This is a genomic window from Burkholderia sp. Ed8 (genome assembly GCF_040761425.1).
GTDB lineage: Bacteria > Pseudomonadota > Gammaproteobacteria > Burkholderiales > Burkholderiaceae > Burkholderia > Burkholderia seminalis.
On sequence record NZ_CP142885.1, the window covers coordinates 2,671,092 to 2,690,231 of the forward strand.

General features: G+C 67.8%; 17 protein-coding genes. 10 read left to right on the plus strand and 7 right to left on the minus strand.

All coding sequences use genetic code 11. The features are described 5' to 3' along the window. Nucleotides 1-10: 10 nt before the first annotated feature. The 3 genes from VXM69_RS12180 to VXM69_RS12190 form a co-directional block, all read right to left on the minus strand. Entirely contained in the window at nt 11-1,540 is a 1,530-nt protein-coding gene (locus VXM69_RS12180; RefSeq protein WP_367188672.1) for a CoA-acylating methylmalonate-semialdehyde dehydrogenase, read from the minus strand. A gap of 109 nt (nt 1,541-1,649) precedes the next feature. Continuing rightward, on the minus strand, nt 1,650-3,356 hold the full coding sequence (locus VXM69_RS12185; protein WP_034189304.1) for an AMP-binding protein: 1,707 nt from the start codon (nt 3,354-3,356) through the stop codon (nt 1,650-1,652). A 226-nt stretch (nt 3,357-3,582) separates the two neighbouring features. Continuing rightward, a complete protein-coding gene (locus VXM69_RS12190) occupies nt 3,583-4,716 on the minus strand; it encodes an acyl-CoA dehydrogenase family protein (RefSeq protein WP_034189303.1) in 1,134 nt (377 codons plus the stop codon). 137 nt (nt 4,717-4,853) lie between these two features. Between VXM69_RS12190 and VXM69_RS12195 the strand changes: the two genes are divergently transcribed. From VXM69_RS12195 to VXM69_RS12205, 3 genes are all read left to right on the plus strand, one after another. After that, nucleotides 4,854-5,888, plus strand: coding sequence for an AraC family transcriptional regulator (locus VXM69_RS12195; RefSeq protein ID WP_059556849.1), 1,035 nt, complete (start codon nt 4,854-4,856; stop codon nt 5,886-5,888). A 121-nt stretch (nt 5,889-6,009) separates the two neighbouring features. Next, complete coding sequence (locus VXM69_RS12200; protein WP_367188673.1) at nt 6,010-7,578, plus strand: nodulation protein NfeD; 1,569 nt, start codon at nt 6,010-6,012, stop codon at nt 7,576-7,578. Next, nucleotides 7,575-8,348: a slipin family protein gene (locus tag VXM69_RS12205; RefSeq protein ID WP_034186196.1), complete on the plus strand. Its 774-nt coding sequence runs from the start codon at nt 7,575-7,577 to the stop codon at nt 8,346-8,348. The genes VXM69_RS12200 and VXM69_RS12205 overlap by 4 nt, the downstream gene beginning before the upstream one ends. Before the next feature lie 22 nt (nt 8,349-8,370). Here the strand turns inward: VXM69_RS12205 and VXM69_RS12210 are convergent, their stop codons facing one another. Beyond that, the gene (locus tag VXM69_RS12210) at nt 8,371-9,648 is read right to left on the minus strand and encodes a haloacid dehalogenase-like hydrolase (protein ID WP_367188674.1); all 1,278 of its coding nucleotides are present in this window, start codon (nt 9,646-9,648) and stop codon (nt 8,371-8,373) included. A 500-nt stretch (nt 9,649-10,148) separates the two neighbouring features. Between VXM69_RS12210 and VXM69_RS12215 the strand changes: the two genes are divergently transcribed. The 6 genes from VXM69_RS12215 to VXM69_RS12240 all read left to right on the plus strand — a co-directional run bounded on the left by VXM69_RS12215 (nt 10,149) and on the right by VXM69_RS12240 (nt 15,506). Further along, a complete protein-coding gene (locus tag VXM69_RS12215) occupies nt 10,149-11,048 on the plus strand; it encodes a M24 family metallopeptidase (protein WP_034186194.1) in 900 nt (299 codons plus the stop codon). A gap of 38 nt (nt 11,049-11,086) precedes the next feature. Beyond that, the gene (locus tag VXM69_RS12220) at nt 11,087-12,874 is read left to right on the plus strand and encodes an SDR family oxidoreductase (RefSeq protein WP_200086328.1); all 1,788 of its coding nucleotides are present in this window, start codon (nt 11,087-11,089) and stop codon (nt 12,872-12,874) included. A 29-nt stretch (nt 12,875-12,903) separates the two neighbouring features. Then, complete coding sequence (locus VXM69_RS12225; RefSeq protein ID WP_034186192.1) at nt 12,904-13,809, plus strand: metal-dependent hydrolase; 906 nt, start codon at nt 12,904-12,906, stop codon at nt 13,807-13,809. A 79-nt stretch (nt 13,810-13,888) separates the two neighbouring features. Then, a complete protein-coding gene (locus VXM69_RS12230) occupies nt 13,889-14,176 on the plus strand; it encodes a hypothetical protein (RefSeq protein WP_034186191.1) in 288 nt (95 codons plus the stop codon). A 251-nt stretch (nt 14,177-14,427) separates the two neighbouring features. Continuing rightward, nucleotides 14,428-14,805: a DUF2917 domain-containing protein gene (locus VXM69_RS12235; protein WP_367188675.1), complete on the plus strand. Its 378-nt coding sequence runs from the start codon at nt 14,428-14,430 to the stop codon at nt 14,803-14,805. A 326-nt stretch (nt 14,806-15,131) separates the two neighbouring features. After that, on the plus strand, nt 15,132-15,506 hold the full coding sequence (locus VXM69_RS12240; protein WP_069705530.1) for a DUF2917 domain-containing protein: 375 nt from the start codon (nt 15,132-15,134) through the stop codon (nt 15,504-15,506). Between the two features lie 160 nt (nt 15,507-15,666). Here the strand turns inward: VXM69_RS12240 and VXM69_RS12245 are convergent, their stop codons facing one another. Next, complete coding sequence (locus tag VXM69_RS12245) at nt 15,667-15,945, minus strand: hypothetical protein (protein WP_034186190.1); 279 nt, start codon at nt 15,943-15,945, stop codon at nt 15,667-15,669. A gap of 786 nt (nt 15,946-16,731) precedes the next feature. Between VXM69_RS12245 and VXM69_RS12250 the strand changes: the two genes are divergently transcribed. Then, nucleotides 16,732-18,033, plus strand: a complete 1,302-nt coding sequence (locus tag VXM69_RS12250; protein WP_034186189.1) for an NCS2 family permease — start codon at nt 16,732-16,734, stop codon at nt 18,031-18,033. A 240-nt stretch (nt 18,034-18,273) separates the two neighbouring features. Here VXM69_RS12250 and VXM69_RS12255 read toward each other — a convergent pair whose 3' ends face one another. Both VXM69_RS12255 and VXM69_RS12260 read right to left on the minus strand, forming a co-directional pair. Continuing rightward, nucleotides 18,274-18,561, minus strand: coding sequence for a DUF1488 domain-containing protein (locus VXM69_RS12255; protein ID WP_011354308.1), 288 nt, complete (start codon nt 18,559-18,561; stop codon nt 18,274-18,276). Nucleotides 18,562-18,801: 240 nt separating this feature from the next. Next, a complete protein-coding gene (locus VXM69_RS12260; RefSeq protein WP_226103934.1) occupies nt 18,802-19,077 on the minus strand; it encodes a DUF2964 family protein in 276 nt (91 codons plus the stop codon). Nucleotides 19,078-19,140: the final 63 nt, after the last annotated feature.

The window sequence follows — 19,140 nt, forward strand, 5'->3', positions numbered from 1 at the left end:
CCTCCGCCGCTCAGTGCAGCCGGATCGTCGTGTTCACCGGGCCGGCCGTCGCGTCGTCGTCGAACCAGCGCGCGGTGACCGTCTTGGTCTGCGTGTAGAACTGCACGACCTGCTTGCCGTACGGCCCGAGATCGCCGAGCTTCGAGCCGCGCGAACCGGTGAAGCTGAAGAACGGCACCGGCACCGGGATCGGGATGTTGATGCCGACCTGGCCGACGTCGATCTCGCTCTGGAACTTGCGCGCGGCCGCGCCGCTCTGCGTGAAGATGCCCACGCCGTTGCCCATCGGATTCGCGTTGACGAGCGCGATCGCGTCGTCGAGCGTGTCGACTTCCATCACGACCAGCACCGGCCCGAAGATTTCATGGGTGTAGACCGTCATGTCGGTCGTCACGCCGGAGAAGATCGTCGGCCCGATGAAGTTGCCATCCTCGAAGCCCGCGACCTTCACGCCGCGGCCGTCGAGTTCGAGCTTCGCGCCCTCCTTCACGCCCGCCTCGATCAGCGACAGGATGCGCGCCTTCGCGCCGCGCGACACGACCGGGCCGACGTCGGTGCCCGCTTCCGCGCCCGCGTTGACCTTCAGCGTCTTCGCCTTCGCGACGAGATCGGGCAGCCAGTCGCGTGCCTTGCCGACGAGCACCGCGACCGACGTCGCCATGCAGCGCTGGCCGGCCGCGCCGAAACCGGCACCGACGAGCGCGTTGAGCGTCTGCTCGCGATTCGCGTCGGGCAGCACGATCGCATGGTTCTTCGCGCCCATCATCGATTGCACGCGCTTGCCGTGCGCGCTGCCGAGGTTGTACACGTGCGTGCCGACCGCCGTCGAGCCGACGAACGAGATCGCCTTCACGAGCGGATGCGTGCAGATCGCGTCGACGACTTCCTTGCCGCCGTGCACGACGTTCAGCACGCCTTTCGGTACGCCGGCCTCGATCGCGAGCTCGACCAGTTCCATCGTCGACATCGGGTCCTGTTCCGACGGTTTCAGCACGAACGTATTGCCGCAGACGATCGCCATCGGGAACATCCACAGCGGAATCATCGCGGGGAAGTTGAACGGCGTGATGCCCGCGCACACGCCGAGCGGCTGGCGCAGCGTGTAGGTGTCGACGCCGCCCGCGACGTTCTCCGCGAATTCGCCGAGCTGCAGCGTGCCGATCGAGCACGCATGCTCGACGACTTCGAGGCCGCGGAAGATGTCGCCTTCGGCGTCGGGGATAGTCTTGCCCTGCTCGGCCGTCAGCGTCCTCGCGATGCGCTGCTGGTTCGCGCGCACGAGATCCTGGAACTTCAGCATGATGCGCATGCGCGCGGAGATCGGCGTGTTCTTCCACGTCGCATACGCGGCGTGCGCGGCCTGCACGGCCGCATCGACTTCCGCGACGGTCGCGAACGGCACGCGCGCGAGCACCTGCTGCGTCGCCGGGTTGACGATGTCGCGCCACTCGTTCGTGGCGGACTCGACGAAGGCGCCGTCGATCAGCAGCTTGACCGTCGGCACGTCTTGCCCCGTACGGGGCGTCGGATTCGCATTCATCGATCCTCTCTCCTTGCAGAGGGCCGCGAAGCGGCGTTCCGCCGCGCGGCCGGTTCAGTTCGGCGGCGGGCAACGGCCGCGACATGCGGCACGTGAGGCCCGCAGCCGGTCATTTCAGTTCGGCGGCGAAATCCTCTTCCCAGTATTCGCCGGGCATGCGCGCGGTCGCGTCGTCGCCGCGCTCGATTTCGCGGCGGCGCAGCTCGACGCGGCGGATCTTCCCCGAGATCGTCTTCGGCAGCTCCGCGAACTGCAGACGGCGGATGCGCTTGTACGGCGCGAGCTTCTCGCGCGAGAAGCGGAAGATCTCCAGCGCGAGCGCCGGGCTTTCCTCGTAGCCCTGCCGCAACGTGATGAACGTCTTCGGCACCGACAGCCGTACGGGGTCGGGGCTCGGCACGACGGCCGCCTCGGCGATCGCCGGATGCTCGATCAGCACGCTCTCGAGCTCGAACGGGCTCAGCCGGTAGTCGGACGACTTGAACACGTCGTCCGCGCGGCCGATGTAGACGTAGTAACCGTCGTCGCGGCGCATCGCGATGTCCGACGTGCGGTAATGGCCGTCGCGCATCGCGTGGGCCGTCGCGTCCGGGTTGTTCGCATAACCTTTCATCAGCCCGACTGGGCGCGTGACGTCGGCGCCGATCGGCAGCGCGACTTCGCCTTCGGTCACCGGCGCGCCGTCCGGATCGAGCAGCGCGATCCGGTAGCCCGGCAGCGGCCGGCCCATCGAGCCCGCGACGACCGGCTGGCCCGGCGAGTTGCCGATCAGGCAGGTCGTCTCGGTCTGGCCGTAACCGTCGCGGATCGAGATGTTCCATGCCTTCTTCACGCGCTCGATGATCTCGGGATTCAGCGGCTCGCCCGCGCCGACGATCTCGCGCAGCGTCACATCGAACGACGCGAGCGGCTGCTGCACCAGCATGCGCCAGACGGTCGGCGGCGCGCACAGCGTCGTCACCCGGTATTTGACGAGCGCATCGAGCACGACCTTCGGCTCGAAGCGCGCGTAGTTGAACGCGAACACGCAGGCCTGCGCATTCCACGGCGCGAAGAAGCAGCTCCACGCATGCTTCGCCCAGCCCGGCGAGCTGATGTTCCAGTGGATGTCGCCCGGCTGCAGGCCGACCCAATACATCGTCGACAGATGGCCGACCGGATAGGTGCGGTGCGTATGCTCGACGAGTTTCGGCTTCGACGTCGTGCCCGACGTGAAGTACAGCAGCATCGGATCGTTCGCGTGCGTGACGGCGTCCGGCTCGAATTCGGCGCTCGCCGCATAACCGTCGTTCATCGCGAGCCAGCCCGCGCGCGGCGCGCCGGCGACGATCTTCCGCGCGAGGCCGAGGTCCGGTTGTTCGAACTTGGCGGTTTCGTTCTCGTCGACGATCGCGAATTTCGCGCCGCCGATCCGCACGCGGTCGCGCACGTCGTCGGGCGACAGTTGCGTGGTGGCGGGCAGCACGATCGCGCCGAGCTTCATCGCGGCGAGCATCGCGTCCCACAGTTCGACACGGTTCGGCAGCATCAGCAGGATGCGATCGCCGCGCACGACGCCGATCGAGCGCAGCCAGTTCGCGATCCGCGACGAGCGCTCGGACATCTGCGCGAACGAATACGGATCGCCCGAGCCGGTCGCCGCGTCGACGATCCACAGCGCGGGCTGCGTGTTGCCGCGCGCCATCGGGTCGAAGTAGTCGAGCGCCCAGTTGAATGCATCGAGCACCGGCCACTCGAAATCGCGATACGCGGTTTCGTAGTCGGTGCGATGGCGCAGCAGAAAATCGCGTGCGTCCAGGAATGCCTGTACCGTCATCGTGTCGTCTCCTGTCGATCCGCGTCGACGCTTCAGCGCTTGCGTGGATCCCATGCCTCGCCGTCAACCGGTGCGCGCGCTGCAGCGTGTGCCCGGTTTCCTCTGTTGCGGCGCACGGTCACGTCGTTGCGTGCCGCGTTCACCGCGCTGCCCTCGTGCCCTGCCTGATTGCCTGTCGTATGCCGGCTCGCCGGTTCGCGTGGCGGCCGGCGGCGCGCATCGCCGCTCAAAGCTGCCGCGCGATCACCATCCGCTGCACTTCGCTGGTGCCTTCGTAGATCTGCGTGATGCGTGCGTCGCGATAGTGACGCTCGACTTCGTAATCGACCAGGTAGCCGTAGCCGCCGTGAATCTGGATCGCATCCGAGCACACGCGCTCGGCCATCTCCGACGCGAACAGCTTCGCCTGCGACGCTTCCGACAGGCACGGCAAGCCGGCCGTGCGCAGCTTCGCCGCGTGGTGCACGAGCAGGCGCGCGGCGTTGATCTGCACGGCCATGTCGGCGAGCTTCTGCTGGATCGCCTGATGCTCGGCGATCGGCTTGCCGAACTGCACGCGCTCGCCCGCATAGCGGCGCGCCTTGTCGAACGCGGCGCGCGCGATGCCGAGCGCCTGCGCGGCGATGCCGATGCGCCCGCCCTCGAGGTTCGACAGCGCGATCTTCAGCCCTTCGCCGCGGTTGCCAAGCAGGTTCTCTTCGGGAATCGCGCAATGCTCGAACGTGATCGGGCACGTATCCGATGCGCGGATGCCCAGCTTCTTCTCGGGTTTGCCGACGATGAAGCCCGGCGTGTCGGTCGGCACCAGGAATGCGGAAATGCCGCGCTTGCCGGCTTCCGGATCGGTCATGGCAAAAACGATCGCCACCCCGGCACGCTGGCCGTTGGTCACGAACTGCTTCGCGCCGTTCAGCACCCACTTGCCGTCGCGCAATTCCGCGCGGGTACGCAGGTTGTTCGCCTCGGAGCCGGCGTGCGGCTCGGTCAGGCAGAACGCGCCGATCACGCGGCCGGCCGCCATGTCGGCCAGCCAGCGATCCTTCTGCGCCGGCGTGCCGAAACCGAGGATCGGCCCGCAGCCGACCGAGTTGTGCACGCTCATCATCGTCGCGCACGCGGCGTCGCCGGCGGCGACTTCCTCCATCGCCAGCGCGTAGGCCACGTAGTCCGTATACGAGCCGCCCAGTTCCTGCGGCACGATCATCCCGAGCAGCCCCAGCTCGCCGAGCTGCGCGACGATCGCGTCGGGCAGGTGCGCGTCGTGGTCCCACTGGGCCGCGTTCGGCGCCAGCCTCTCGGTGGCGAACGCGCGCGCGGCATCGCGGATCATCCGCTGGTCTTCGGTGTAAAGCTCGTCCATGGTGCTGCTGTCTCCCGCGGCCGCCGGGCGCGACCGTCCATGCGTTTCGATGCAACAAGTGTAGGCAAGCAGGCGCGACTGTTCGATGCTCGCGTCGCTCATTTACACTGAGCGTTTTTGCCACACCGGCGACACCGATGAAGCAGGAAGACAAGGGAACCGTCGCGATCAGCCTCGTCGCGTACAGCGTCGCGCTCGCCACGCGGCGCGGCGTCGCGGCCGAGCCGCTGCTCGCGCAGGCCGGCATCGCGCCCGCGCTGCTCGCGCAGCCGCGCGCACGCGTGACCGCGCAGCAGTACGGCGCGCTGTGGAACGCGATCGCGCGCACGATGGACGACGAGTTTTTCGGGCAGGATCGCCACCCGATGCGCAGCGGCAGCTTCATCGCGATGAGCCAGTCCGCCCTGTCCGCGCGCGACGGGCTGCATGCGATGGCGCGCGCGGTGAATTTCATGCACTGCGTGCTCGACGACCTGCACGCGGAGCTCGACGCGAACCCGCAGCGCGTGCGACTGCGCTTCGTGCACCGCAACAACGGCGCGACGCCCGCGATGTTCACGTACGCGACCTATTTCATCATCGTGTACGGGCTGACCTGCTGGCTGATCGGGCGGCGCATTCCGCTGCTGCATGCGTGCTTCCGCTGCGACACGCCGCCCGCCGACCACGAATACCCGTCGATGTTCTGCGACGACATGAGGTTCAACGAGCCCGATTCGTATGTCGATTTCGATCCCGAATTCGCGACGCTGCCGGTCGTGCAGAACGCGAAGACGCTGAAAACCTTCCTGCGCAACGCACCGGCCAGCTTCATCGTCAAGTACCGCAACCCGAATGCGCTCGCGCAGCGCGTGCGCGCGGTGCTGCGCGGGATGCCGCCCGCCGCGTGGCCCGGCGCGGGCGGGATGGCCGCACGGCTGCACGTGGCCGAGGCCACGCTGCGCCGCAAGCTGCACCAGGAGGGCCAGGCCTACCAGTCGATCAAGGACACGCTGCGGCGCGACCTCGCGTTCGAGGCGCTGGCCGACCCCGCGCGCACGATCGCCGACGTCGCGGCCGCCACCGGTTTCGCGGAGCCCAGCGCGTTCTATCGCGCGTTTCGCAAATGGAGCGGCCGCAGCCCGGCCGACTACCGCGACGAAGTGCTCGCGCGCGGCGGCGGCGCGGTCTGAATCCGGCCGGCGCGGCCATGGCTTCGCGCTTTGCGCCGAAACCGCCTAATCTTTAAGCATCGGGCCCACGCCCATTCCGCGAGCCGGACGGCGCGCGGCCGCGCGCCGCCTGGACGCCCCGATGCGCTTTCACCGTCATGAGCCGCCGCCGGCGCCTGCCGCGCCCGACGGTCGGCCCCGTCACCCGCTGTCCGCGCGGGTCGCGCGCGCCGCGCTGTTCGCGGCGCTGCTCGTCGTATGTGCCGCGGTCGCCGCGCCGTCGCCCGTCGACGCGCCCGCCGCGCGCCCGGTCATCGTGATCCCCGTCAACGGCGCGATCGGCCCGGCCAGCGCCGATTTCATCGTGCGTGCGCTCGAGCGCGCCGCCCGCGAGCACGCGCCGCTCGCGATCCTGCAGCTCGACACGCCCGGCGGCCTCGATACGTCGATGCGGCAGATCATCAAGGCGATCCTCGGCTCGCCGGTGCCGGTCGCCGCGTTCGTCGCGCCGGGCGGCGCACGGGCCGCGAGCGCGGGCACCTACATCGTGTATGCGAGCCACTTCGCGGCGATGGCGCCCGGCACCAATCTCGGCGCGGCGTCGCCCGTGCAGTTCGGCATCGGCGGCGCCGCGCCGCCGGGCGGGAACCCTGCCGCGCCGCGGCCGACCGGCGCATCGGGCGCATCGGGCGCATCGGGCGCATCGGCGGCATCGGCCACGGCGGCCGCGCTGCCGACCGATACGCAATCGACCGAAATCCGCAAGGCGATGCAGGACGCCTCCGCCTACATCCGCGGCCTCGCGCAGCTGCGCGGGCGCAATGCCGAATGGGCCGAGCGCGCGGTGCGCGAAGCCGTCAGCCTGTCGGCGAACGAGGCGCGCGCGCAGCACGTGATCGACCTGATCGCGCAGGATCCGGCCGATCTCGCGCGCCAGCTCGACGGCCACGGCGCGACGACCCCCGCCGGCACGGTGCGGCTCGCGACCGCGCAGGCGCCGCTCGTCGTCGTCGAACCCGACTGGCGCAGCCGCTTCCTCGTGATCATCGCCGATCCGAACGTCGCGCTGATCCTGCTGACGATCGGCATCTACGGCCTGTTCTTCGAGTTCGCGAACCCCGGCTTCGTGCTGCCGGGCGTCGCCGGCACGATCTGCCTGCTGGTCGGGCTGTTCGCGATGCAGTTGCTGCCGATCAGCTATGCGGGCCTCGGCCTCGTGCTGCTCGGCCTCGGTTGCCTCGTCGCCGAGGCGTTCCTGCCGACCTTCGGCGTGCTCGGCTTCGGCGGAATCGTGTCGTTCACGATCGGCGCGCTGATGCTGATCGACACCGACGTGCCCGGCTACGGCATCCCGTGGCCCGTGATCGCGAGCCTCGCGCTCGGCGGCGGGCTGTTCGTCGCGGGCGCGTCGAGCGTCGCGCTGCGCGCGCGGCGGCGGCCGGTCGTGACGGGCGCCGAGGCGATGCTCGGCAGCGTCGGCGAAGTGCTCGACGACGGCCTTCATCCGGACCAGCCGCATGGCGCGGCCGGCACCGCGCCGTCCGCGGCGGGCTGGGCGCGCGTGCACGGCGAGCGCTGGCGCGTGGCGAGCAGCGCGCCGCTGGCCGCCGGCTGCCGCGTGCGCGTCACCGGCCGCCAGGGGCTGACGCTGACCGTCGCGCCGCTCTACGACATGCCTGCGCCGCCCCATCACCAGGGAGAACCTTCATGATCGGCTACACGTTCGGCTTCAGCGGCGTCCTGATCGTCTTCGTCGTCGTCCTCGTCGCGTCGTCCATCCGCATCTTCCGCGAGTACGAACGCGGCGTCGTGTTCATGCTCGGCCGGTTCTGGAAAGTGAAGGGGCCGGGGCTCGTGCTGATCATCCCGATCGTCCAGCAGGTCGTGCGGATCGACCTGCGCACCGTCGTGTTCGACGTGCCCCCGCAGGACGTGATCACGCGCGACAACGTGTCGGTGAAGGTCAACGCGGTCGTGTATTTCCGCGTCGTCGATCCGGAGAAGGCCGTGATCCAGGTCGCGCGCTTCTTCGAGGCGACGAGCCAGCTCGCGCAGACGACGCTGCGCGCGGTGCTCGGCAAGCACGAACTCGATGCGCTGCTCGCCGAGCGCGAGCAGCTGAACGCCGATATCCAGAAGACGCTCGACGCGCAGACCGATGCGTGGGGAATCAAGGTGTCGACGGTCGAGATCAAGCATGTCGACCTGAACGAGACGATGATCCGCGCGATCGCGCGGCAGGCCGAAGCCGAGCGCGAGCGGCGCGCGAAGGTGATTCACGCGGAAGGCGAACTGCAGGCGTCGGAGAAGCTGCTGCAGGCCGCGCAGCGGCTTGCATTGCAGCCGCAGGCGATGCAGCTGCGCTATCTGCAGACGCTCACGACGATCGCGGCGGACAAGAACTCGACGATCGTGTTTCCGTTGCCGATCGATCTGCTGGGGGCGTGGCTGGACCGCCTGGGCGCGCCGCGCGAGCGCTGAAACGCAGGCGGTGCGGCCCGCGTCAGGCCAGCAGCTTGCGATCGGACTTGCCGTACTTGATCGACTTCTCGTCCGGGATCATCAGGCCCGTGTGTTCGTCGCGCCCCTGCAGCAGGAAGCGCGCGTCCGGCTTTCCGATCTGCTCGGCCGCAAGCTTGCTGTCCGCGCCGATCTCGCCCTTCTTCATCCGGTTCACGATCACGCCGGCCGCGGTGTCCTTGAAGTCGCGCAGCATCCACGCGTCGCCGTCGCTGTCACCGAACACCAGCAGCGGGCCGTAACCCTTCTTCGACGCGAGGACGTTGCGGATGCCCACCGTCTTGCCGGGCCCCCAGTTGAAGTGCCAGCCGGCCGGATAGGTACTCGTGTACTGGCCGTCCTGCATGTCGAGACGCAGGCCGATCACGTTCTCGGGCTCCACGCCGTAGCCATAGTTCGGATTGCCGGCGAACACGCGCACGACGTCGTCGAGCGACGCCGTGCTGACGTACACGTCGATGCCGTTCGCGCGCAGCGTATGCATCACCGCGCGGATTTCCTCGTGAATGCGGATGCCGTGGAAATGCGTGTCGGCCACCACGCCTGCCTTGCCCGGCAGCGTCTTCGGGCTTTCGTAGCGGACCTTGCGCAGCGCGTCGCCGATGCCGTAGTTGTTCGACGCTTCCGCCATCGCCTGCAGTTCGGCGGTCGTCATGTTCTTGTAGAAATAGATGATCCACTTGTAGCCGACTTCGAGCGGATGCGTGTCGCAGATCGCGTCGTACATGAAGTACAGCTTCGCGCGGAAATCCTTGAACTGGTCGGTCTCGCGAATCTCGTCGAGGCTCTTGTCGCCGCCGAAACCCTTGTAGTTCGCATGGAGCCAGCGGTAATCGGATTCGACGTCGGCGGCGAGATCCTCCATCGTCACCGGCTTGCCGTCGACGGTCGTGTAGTCCTTCATGAACGCGCCCTTCGGCACATCCTTCCACATCACGCCGACGAATTCGTCCGGCGTCAGCTTGTACTGCAGATGGTTGATCTGGTACATCAGCAACGCCTCTTCGCAGTCGTTCATGATGCACGTGTTGTCCCAGTCGAACACCGCATACGGGCGGCGCTTTCCGTCGTAGCGGGCGCTCGCGACGCCGTGCTGGTCGAGCACCGCCTGCAGGCGCGCGGCGTTGAACGGCGACCAGCGGCCCGGGTCCAGCGCGTCCGGCGCGGTCGCGCTCTTCGCGCGGGCCGTGCCGGCCTTGAGCATCAGCGACGACGCAGCGGTCGCTGCGGCAAGGGTGTTCATGAACTGGCGGCGTTGCATGGTCTCTCTCCTGGAAATGTCGAATCGGCTCCGGCCGCTGCCCCCGGACGCTGCGCGGCGCACCGCCACCGCAAAGCCGGGACGGCTTCGAATCGGGGGCGAATGATGTGACGAAATTATTTCGGCAATTTGACAGCGTCGCGCCGCGACACGACGGAGAGTTGATCCAGCACGACATGCACGGCTGGCGGCGGAACCGCTCGTGACACCCGCTGCCGCGACGCCGATCCCGACGCGCAGGGAACGGCAGGCACGACAACCGCGAAAACCGTCATCCGTCAGCCCTGGCAAGACGCGATCCGGCGCGGCGCGGCGCCGCGTTCCGTTCTAGAGGAGGCCCTCCATTCCGCGTCTCCATTAGGACAAATCCCCACGTCCGTCGCCCCGGAACCGTCTATGATCTTTACATCGATCAATGACACATTAAATGCTGACTGAATAACCCGCGACGGCGACGCCGGCGGGCGCGTTCCGGATCAGCGCCCACACGGAGACGCACCATGGCCGATCACCATCCGCTGCCGGAAGTCCACCTCGACGAGCTGCCGCAATTCCGCGCGGTCCAGCAGCTCGCGTACCGCTGCGTCGAAACCGTCGGCGCGATGCTCTACCCCGGCATCACCGAAAAGGAAGCCGCGCGCCTGCTGACCGAATGGCTGCAGGACAACGGCGTGCACGACTGGCTGCACAAGCCGTTCGCGTGGTTCGGCGACCGCACCGCGTTCGAAGGCTTCTCCGGCCTCAAGCACATGGGCGGCTTCAATCTCGCGTTCTTCCCGAGCAATCGCCAGCTCGAAACCGACATGCCGGTGATCCTCGACGTCGCGCCGGTGCTCGACGGCATCGTCGCCGACGTCGGCTACGCGCACTGCCTCGGCCACAACCCGATCCTCGAACAGCTGCAGGACGACCTGATGGACCATCGCGACATGATCGTGCGGCTCGTGAAGGCGCGCCGTCCGATGGCCGAGGTCGCGCAGGAAGTCGACGCGCTGTGCCGCCGCCAGGGCGTCGAGCCGCGCCACAAGGCCTATCCGTTCAAGGTGCTCGCGCATCGCGTCGCGAAGATCCACAAGCTGTCGAAGCCGCGCTTCGTCGCGCGCTTCGGGCTGAACGCGACGCGCAACCTGCTGCTCGACCAGGGCCGCGCGGCGAAGCAGCAGGGCTGGTCGCCGCTGTGGTCGATCGACCGCCGCTCCGAGCATGCGCCGGTGCCGGGCCTGTGGGCCGTCGAGCCGCATCTCGGCTTCGCCGGCGTCGGCGCGAAATTCGAGGAACTGCTCGTGATCACGGACGACGACGCGTACTGGCTCGACGACGACTTGCCGCACGTGCGCCGCTGGCAGCGCCGCCAGGCCGAACGCGCGCAGGCCGTTTCGACCGTGCCGGCCGCCGCCTGACGCGGCGCCCCTCCGACTCCCTGAACGACGGACTCACGATGCAGCCTCTTTCCGACGAAGCGCCGCTGGCCCTGTTCGAATCGGTTCACAGCGAGACGGCGGTCGCCTCCGGCGACCTGACGCTCGCGGTCAGGACCTGGGGCGACCCGGCCCGCTCGCCGGTCGTGCTCGTGCACGGCTATCCCGACGACAGCAGCGTCTGGCGGCACGTCGCGCCGCTGCTCGCGCGCAAGCACTACGTGATCGCGTACGACGTGCGCGGCGCGGGCCTGTCCGGCGCGCCGAAGCGCACGGCCGACTATCACCTCGCGAAGCTGACCGACGACTTCGTCGCGGTGATCGACGCGCTCTGCCCCGGCCGCGCGGTGCACCTGATCGCGCACGACTGGGGCTCGATCCAGGGTTGGGAATTCGTCACCGATCCGCGCCTCGCCGGCCGCATCGCGTCGTACACGTCGTGCTCGGGACCGTGCCTCGACCACGTCGGCTTCTGGCTGCGCGAACGCGTGCTGCGCCCGACGCCCGCGTCGCTCGGCAAACTCGGCGGCCAGCTCGTGCGCTCGTGGTACGTGTACCTGTTCCATCTGCCGTTCGTCCCCGAACTCGGCTGGCGGCTGTGGCTCGGCCGCGCGTGGCCGCGCCTGCTGCGCCGGCTCGAGAAGACGCCGGCGATGCCGCGCCCGACGCAGGCCGACGACGGCGCGCGCGGCGTGCGCCTCTATCGCGCGAACTTCATCCGCTGCCTGTTCGCGCCGCGCGAACGCTATGCGCATGCCCCCGTGCAGACGATCGTGCCGCTCGGCGACAAGTACGTGAGCCCCGCGCTCTCGGAGAACCTGTCGCGCTGGGTGCCGCAGTACTACCGCCGCGAAGTCGCGGCCGGCCACTGGCTGCCGCTCGCCGATCCCGCGCGCTTCGCGGATCTCGCCGGGCAACTGATCGACGCGGTCGAATCGGGCACCGAGCCGCCCGCGCTCGCGAACGCGCGCCGCCGCGCCACCAGCGGCCGTTTCAGCGGCAAGGTCGCGGTCGTCACCGGCGCGGGCAGCGGCATCGGCCGCTGCGCGGCGCTCGCGTTCGCCCGCGAAGGCGCGACGGTCGTCGCATGCGACATCGATCTCGCCAGCGCCGAACGCACCGCGCTGCTGCTCGGGCTGACCGGCGCGCACGCGCATGCGAAACGCGTCGACGTCGGGTCCGCCGACGAGATGGAAGCGCTCGCGGCGTGGGTCGGCAGCGAACTCGGCGGCGCGGACATCGTGATCAACAACGCCGGCATCGGCATGGCCGGCGGCATCCTCGACACGAGCGCGCGGCACTGGGAGCGCATCCTGCACGTGAACCTGTGGGGCGTGATCCACGGCTCGCGGCTGTTCGCGCGGCAGATGGCCGCGCGCGGCACCGGCGGGCACATCGTCAATACCGCGTCGGCCGCCGCGTTCGGGCCGTCACGCGACCTGCCCGCGTATGCGACGACGAAGGCCGCGGTGCTGATGCTCAGCGAGTGCATGCGCGCGGAACTCGCGGAGCAAGGCATCGGCGTGACGGCCGTGTGCCCGGGTTTCGCGGAGACCGGAATCATGGCGTCGACGCAATACGCGGGCGCCAATGCCCAGGACGAAGCGCGGCTGCGCAAGCGCGCGACGAAGCTCTACCAGATGCGCGGCCTGAAACCGGAAACCGTCGCACAGGCGATGGTCGACGGCGTGCTGCGCAACCGCCCCGTCGTCGCGGTCGGCGGCGAGGCGCATGCGATGCGTTTCGTCGGCCGCTTCCTGCCGTGGCTCGGCCGGATGATCGCCCGCGTCAGCATGGCATCGCATTGACGGCGCATGACGCCGCAAAGGGAGACAACATGACCGATACCGCCGACTACCACAAGATCAAGGCCCGGCACGTGAAATTCGACTTCAGCGACACGCCGGTCACCTGGGTGCCGAACGATCCGGGCAGCACGCACATCATCAACACGCTGAACCTGCTGTTCCCGGAAGGCGAGCTGTGGTTCTGCCGCGTGTACAACAAGGCGCTGCCGCTGATCACCGATGCACGCCTGCGCGACGAGGCCGAAGGTTTCCTGCGCCAGGAAGCCGTGCATTCGCGCTCGCACGGCGGCGTGCTGAAGCACTACTACGACCGGCACGGGATCGACACGAAGCCGTTCACGCAAAAGCTCAACCGGCTGTTCACGCGCGTGCTCGGCGAACAACCGCTCGGGCTGAAGATCGGGCACACGCGTTTCTGGCTGCGGCAGCAGCTGGCCGTGATCGCGTCGCTGGAGCACTTCTTCGGTTATCTCGGCAACTGGGTGCTCAACGCGCACGGTCTCGACGAAGGCCGTGCCGACCCGACGATGGTCGACCTGCTGCGCTGGCACGGCGCCGAGGAAGTCGAGCACCGCACCGTCGCGTTCGACATCTACCGGCACCTGGGCGGCACCTATCCGGAGCGCTGCGTGCACATGGCGTTCGTGATCGTGCTGCTGCTCTACTACATCACGACCGGCGCGAAGTTCATGTACCGGCGCGACCCGGACGCCGGCCGCTACCCGGGCTTCGTGCTCGCGTGGTGGCAGGGTTCGCGGCGCGGGCACCTGCCGTCGTTCTGGAAGGTGATCGGCGCGGCGCTACGTTATTTCAAGCCCGGCTATACGCCGCACCACGAAGGGTCGACCGAGCAGGCGCTCGCGTATCTCGCGCGCTCGCCGGCCGCGCAGGCGGCCGCGCACGGCGGCAACTGGGGCACGGCGAAGGGCGCGTAACCGGGTTTACGGCCGGTTCGGCGGGCGGCGCGCGCCGAAATGCGTACAATCGCGGCTTCAATTTCCCGGAGGTGCCGCGATGGCCATGAAGAAAACCGATCTCGAAAAGAACAAGGCGCTCAAGCTGACGCACGCGATGAAGCAGTCGAACTCCGCGCGTTTCGGCAAGGGCGCCGACGACGCGGCCAAGCTCGACCGCCGCGCGCAGCGCAAGCTCGACCAGGAACAGGGCCTCGTGCCGTTCGCGTGCAAGCTCAACGCCGAACTCGTCGAGCAGCTGAAGGCACGTGCGGCCACGCACCCGGAAGGGATGACGGGCCTGCTGTCCGAGCTGCTCGTGAACGGCCTCGCGCAACGCGACGCGTGACCGCCACGTATCTCGAAATTTCCGTTGACATTGCCGCGCTGCCACGACACACTCGTTCGCATGCCTATGCTCAAGCCCATCGCCATCGCGCATGAAAATCGAGTGAACGCCCACACGTGGCGAGCACCGGAGGCGCTTGTGCATTAGCATCGCGATTCAGTTACGCATGTCACAAGGCCTCGCCGGATTCGGATGAGGCCTTTTTGTTTTGGTGCGCGTCATCCTGTCCGGCTCAACGGATGGAGATGACGATGGACCAAGCAAGCCTGCTGGTTGTTTGCCGCGATCGCTGCCGCACCGATACGATCGCGTTGCCGAGAGTCGAGTTGCACTTCACGGTCGCGCCGCGCACGACGCTGGCATGGCGCGCGCAGCACGATGCCGAGGTCCGCGCACACGACGCGACGCTGTGGATCACGCGGCTGGGCTGCCTCGACGATTACTGGATACAAACCGGCGACGTGCTGCGCCTGCGGCGCGGCGATCGCATCTGGATCAGCACCGACGACGAGCGGCCCGCCGCGGCGTCGATCACGACCGCGTACGTGATGAAACGCGACGCGTGGCCCGCGCGAGCGCTCGCACGAATGCGCCGCATGCTGGGCGGGAGACATCGAAGTCGCGCGTGACGCATGCATCGTCGCGCGTGCGATCCGGGCTCGCCTCGACCTCATGAAACACCGCGCACGCGCGCCATCGGCTCACCGTCGCATATCCCGAAAATAGTCGTTGACAACACCGCGGCCCGACAACAAAATCGTTCGCATGCCTACGTTCAAGCTCATCGCCGTCGCGATTCATTGCTCGATGAACATTCGAAAGAATGATTCACGGGAGGCGCTTGTGCGTTAGCAATCGAGCAGTACCGCATGTCACACGAGGCCTCACCGGAAACGGATGAGGCCTTTTTGTTCTGGTGCGCGTCATCCGTCCGGCTCACTGAATGGAGAAGACGATGGACCAGGCAAGCCCGTTGTTCGACCGTCCCGATCGGCGCCGCGCCGGCACGATCGCGTTACCGACCGTCGTGATCCGTTTCGCGGTCGCCCCGCGCACGACGATGACCTGGCGTGCGCCGCGGGATGCGGAGCTCCGCACGCAGGGCGCGGCGCTGTGGGTCACGCGCCCGCCGAACGTCGACGATTTTTGGGTGCGGCCCGGCGACATGCTGCGCATCGCGCGCGGCGAGCGCATCTGGCTCGGCACCGATGGCGACCGGTCGGCCGAAGCGACGATCACGACCGCGTACGTGCGGCGCGGCGAGCGCTTGAGGCGCATGCTCGCGCAAGTGCAACGTTGGCTCGTCGGGATAGGGAGAAGAAGCGGATGAGCGACGTGCGGTCACGCACGCGGGACGCGGAACGGCCGCGGCCGGAAACGGACGCACCCGCGGCGCAATGCGCCGCGGGTGCGCATCGAATGTCGCGGCCCGCGAGTGCGGGCCGCGAGCGATCGCACGCCGTGCGCAACAACCGGATGCAGTGCGTGCATCAGGTGCTGGCGGCGAGACGCGGGCCCGTGCTCCGGGGAGTGGAATCGACGTCGGGACGTTGCGCTGCCTGCGAGGTCACCCACGGATCGATGCCCTGCTTCTGCACCTCTTCGAGGAATGACACGCGTGTGCGCCAGTAATCCGCTTGTAATTTCGCATCGATGACGCGCTGTTCGGCTGCGAACAGTTCCATGCGCGCCGTCACGAGCATCGACGCAGCGGTTTTTTCCGGCGTGGGGGCGTGTCGCATCGCCCAACGGCTGATCCAGTTCAACATGCTGACCTCCGTGATTACGGACGAACCCGCATCGGCCAATCGCAATCGGCCGTGCCTGCCCGAACGCGCAACGGCCTTGACCGCCATTCACCGCCTGGCCTGCACGGACTGCGACTCCCCCGCGTCGGCAATTACCGGCCGGCGTGTGCATGCGCGGTGTATCTATCCTAGAAAGACTTGCCGGTTTACGCGATGGGGTCTTGCAATCTTTTACACAGAAACCACAGTCGCCCCCGCATCGCGAAATGACAGTTGCGGACGGGACGGCTTCGGCGCAGCATAGCCCGATACCTGCCACCGCCTGGGCTGACGAATGCCCGCCGCACGCCGCCGTCGTGCATTCGCACCGGCCGCGCGCGGGCGCCGCCTGCACCGTATTCGTGCAGCATGCGGGCGCGCCGTTTGCGTCGCCGGTCGTCGCGCATCCGCCATGCGCGATGCGGCCGCCGCGCCGTTGCACACGCATCGGCCGGTTTCGCCTGCCCGCCTGCCATCGTTTCCATCGTTTCCACCGTTTCCACCGTTTCCACCGTTTCCGCCATTTCTGCCGGCCCGTGCCGCGCGAACCGGTAAAATGCGCGCCTTCGTCGCGCGGCCGGGCTGCCAGACCGTTCGCGCGCAGGCAACCGATCGTGCCCTCCAACTATATCGTCCGAGCTATCCGCGCTATTACAATCCGCCGATAGCCAGGAAATAGTGGCTGGTTACATTAAGCCCGCCGCGCGCTGCCTGCACAACAATTCGGCACAACAATCAACACGACAACCCGACCGGAGAAACGCCTTCATGGAATCCATCAAGCGGTATTTCGGCTTCGCTGAAGCCGGCACCGACTTCCGCACCGAAATACTCGCGGGCGTCACCACGTTCCTGACGATGGCCTACATCATCTTCGTCAACCCCGCGATCCTCGGCGACGCCGGCATGCCGAAGGAATCCGTGTTCGTCGCGACCTGCCTCGTCGCGGCGCTGGCATCGATCATCATGGGGCTGTACGCGAACTACCCGATCGCGTGCGCGCCCGGCATGGGCCTGAACGCGTATTTCGCCTACACGGTCGTCAAGGGGATGGGCTTCACGTGGCAGGCCGCGCTCGGCGCGGTGTTCATCTCCGGCTGCCTGTTCCTGCTCGTCACGCTGTTCCGCGTGCGCGAGGCGATCGTCAACGGCATTCCGAAATCGCTGCGGATCTCGATCACCGCCGGCATCGGCCTGTTCCTCGGCATCATCTCGCTGAAGACGTCGGGCGTGATCGTCGGCAACCCGGCCACGCTCGTCACGCTCGGCGACCTGCACAAGCATGAGACGATCCTCGCGATCGTCGGCTTCTTCACGATCGTCACGCTCGACCACCTGCGCGTGCGCGGCGCGATCCTGATCGGCATCATCGGCGTCACGGTGCTGTCGTTCTTCTTCGCCGGCAACCAGTTCCACGGCGTGTTCTCCGCGCCGCCGTCGATCGATGCGACGCTGTTCAAGCTGGACATCGGCGCCGCGCTGTCGACCGGGATCATCAACGTGATCCTCGTGTTCTTCCTCGTCGAGCTGTTCGACGCAACGGGCACGCTGATGGGTGTCGCGAACCGCGCGGGCCTGCTCGTCGAAGGCAAGATGAACCGCCTGAACAAGGCGCTGCTCGCCGACAGCACCGCGATCGTCGCGGGCTCGGTGCTCGGCACGTCGTCGACCACCGCGTACATCGAAAGCGCATCGGGCGTGCAGGCCGGCGGCCGCACGGGCGTGACGGCCATCACCGTCGCGGTGCTGTTCCTCGCGTGCCTGTTCATCGCACCGCTCGCCGGCGTCGTGCCGGCCTACGCAACGGCGCCGGCGCTGCTGTACGTGTCGTGCCTGATGCTGCGCGAGATGGTCGAGGTGCCGTGGGACGATGCGACGGAAGCCGTGCCGGCCGCGCTGACCGCGCTGCTGATGCCGTTCACGTACTCGATCGCGAACGGCGTCGCGTTCGGCTTCATCGCGTACGGCGGCCTCAAGCTGCTGACGGGCCAGGCGCGCACGGTCAAGCCGATCGTCTGGATCATCGCGGCCGTGTTCCTGTTCCGCTTCTTCTATCTCGGCAGCGAGTAAGCGACACGCCGCGCCGCGGATGAAAAAACGCCACCTTCGGGTGGCGTTCTTGTTTTCGCACTTTCGCACGACTCCTTGCGCGATCCCGGCGCGTCGACGCACCGTGCCGTACATATGCGCCGGACAACCGGCGGCGCCCGCATACGAAAATGCCGCCCGGCCCGCCGAACGGCATTGCATGGCAACGTCTTCGCGTGCGCCGCGCTCGATCGCGCGCGCCGCGAGACGAGCGTCGTGTCGTCAGCGCCAGTTGGCCTCGTAGAAGCGCACGTAACCGCTGCGCAGCGTCACGCATTGCGCGCGCGTCTCCGACAGCAGGCGCCGCGCAGCCGCCTCGATACGGTCGCGGTGCTGGTCGAATGCGCCGACCATGTCCTCGAAGCGCGGTGATGCCGCACCGAAGTGGTCTTCCAGCGCCTCGGCGGTGATCTGACATTGGACGCGCTCGCCATTGACCAGTGCCGTGAACGCAAGCATCAGGTCGCGCCCCGAATACTCGGGCTTCTCGTTCGTGAAATGGATCTGCATGGGAGCCGCCTCGACCGGTAGAAAACGAATGACCGCGTCCGTCGTCCGCCACCGGCCGGACGAAATGTACGCGGGCTCGCCGGCGGAGGCCACGACCGCGGGGGATGGGGCGGCCGACGCATGCCGGTTGCTTTCCACTTTAGACGGTTTCGCGCAGGAGACAAATTTTCCCGCATGCGTCGTTCCGACGCGCCATTCCTCAGATCAGCACGGCATCGGGCACCGTTTCGGAAACGGGCTTCAGTGCGGATCGGTAGGCCAGACGTTGAGCGCGATCGCGGCGGTCGTGACGCCCACCGCAATCGCAGCCGCCCCGTATTGGACCGCATCGGCCAGATCGAACAGCAATCCGTGGATCGCCACGGCGATGCCGCCCAGCATGATGAACGTGGCGATGGCCGCCAGCACGACTCTCAGTTCCGTCCGAACCATGATGCGTCTCCCGAACGGATGCATGTCGCGTCGCATGCATGTTGCAATGCGGAACACGGCGCGTGCGTGCTCCATTTCCATCATTGCAGGCGGGCGCCTGAAAGCAAGGAGATTTTGTTCCCGGTCGCGCATCGCACGTGGCGCTTG

Bases quoted from the DNA above. Each gene is read 5' to 3' on its own strand.
- VXM69_RS12180 (WP_367188672.1), bottom strand. From the start codon at position 1,540: ATGAATGCGAATCCGACGCCCCGTACGGGGCAAGACGTGCCGACGGTC.
- VXM69_RS12185 (WP_034189304.1), bottom strand. From the start codon at position 3,356: ATGACGGTACAGGCATTCCTGGACGCACGCGATTTTCTGCTGCGCCAT.
- VXM69_RS12190 (WP_034189303.1), bottom strand. From the start codon at position 4,716: ATGGACGAGCTTTACACCGAAGACCAGCGGATGATCCGCGATGCCGCG.
- VXM69_RS12195 (WP_059556849.1), top strand. From the start codon at position 4,854: ATGAAGCAGGAAGACAAGGGAACCGTCGCGATCAGCCTCGTCGCGTAC.
- VXM69_RS12200 (WP_367188673.1), top strand. From the start codon at position 6,010: ATGCGCTTTCACCGTCATGAGCCGCCGCCGGCGCCTGCCGCGCCCGAC.
- VXM69_RS12205 (WP_034186196.1), top strand. From the start codon at position 7,575: ATGATCGGCTACACGTTCGGCTTCAGCGGCGTCCTGATCGTCTTCGTC.
- VXM69_RS12210 (WP_367188674.1), bottom strand. From the start codon at position 9,648: ATGCAACGCCGCCAGTTCATGAACACCCTTGCCGCAGCGACCGCTGCG.
- VXM69_RS12215 (WP_034186194.1), top strand. From the start codon at position 10,149: ATGGCCGATCACCATCCGCTGCCGGAAGTCCACCTCGACGAGCTGCCG.
- VXM69_RS12220 (WP_200086328.1), top strand. From the start codon at position 11,087: ATGCAGCCTCTTTCCGACGAAGCGCCGCTGGCCCTGTTCGAATCGGTT.
- VXM69_RS12225 (WP_034186192.1), top strand. From the start codon at position 12,904: ATGACCGATACCGCCGACTACCACAAGATCAAGGCCCGGCACGTGAAA.
- VXM69_RS12230 (WP_034186191.1), top strand. From the start codon at position 13,889: ATGGCCATGAAGAAAACCGATCTCGAAAAGAACAAGGCGCTCAAGCTG.
- VXM69_RS12235 (WP_367188675.1), top strand. From the start codon at position 14,428: ATGGACCAAGCAAGCCTGCTGGTTGTTTGCCGCGATCGCTGCCGCACC.
- VXM69_RS12240 (WP_069705530.1), top strand. From the start codon at position 15,132: ATGGACCAGGCAAGCCCGTTGTTCGACCGTCCCGATCGGCGCCGCGCC.
- VXM69_RS12245 (WP_034186190.1), bottom strand. From the start codon at position 15,945: ATGTTGAACTGGATCAGCCGTTGGGCGATGCGACACGCCCCCACGCCG.
- VXM69_RS12250 (WP_034186189.1), top strand. From the start codon at position 16,732: ATGGAATCCATCAAGCGGTATTTCGGCTTCGCTGAAGCCGGCACCGAC.
- VXM69_RS12255 (WP_011354308.1), bottom strand. From the start codon at position 18,561: ATGCAGATCCATTTCACGAACGAGAAGCCCGAGTATTCGGGGCGCGAC.
- VXM69_RS12260 (WP_226103934.1), bottom strand. From the start codon at position 19,077: ATGATGGAAATGGAGCACGCACGCGCCGTGTTCCGCATTGCAACATGC.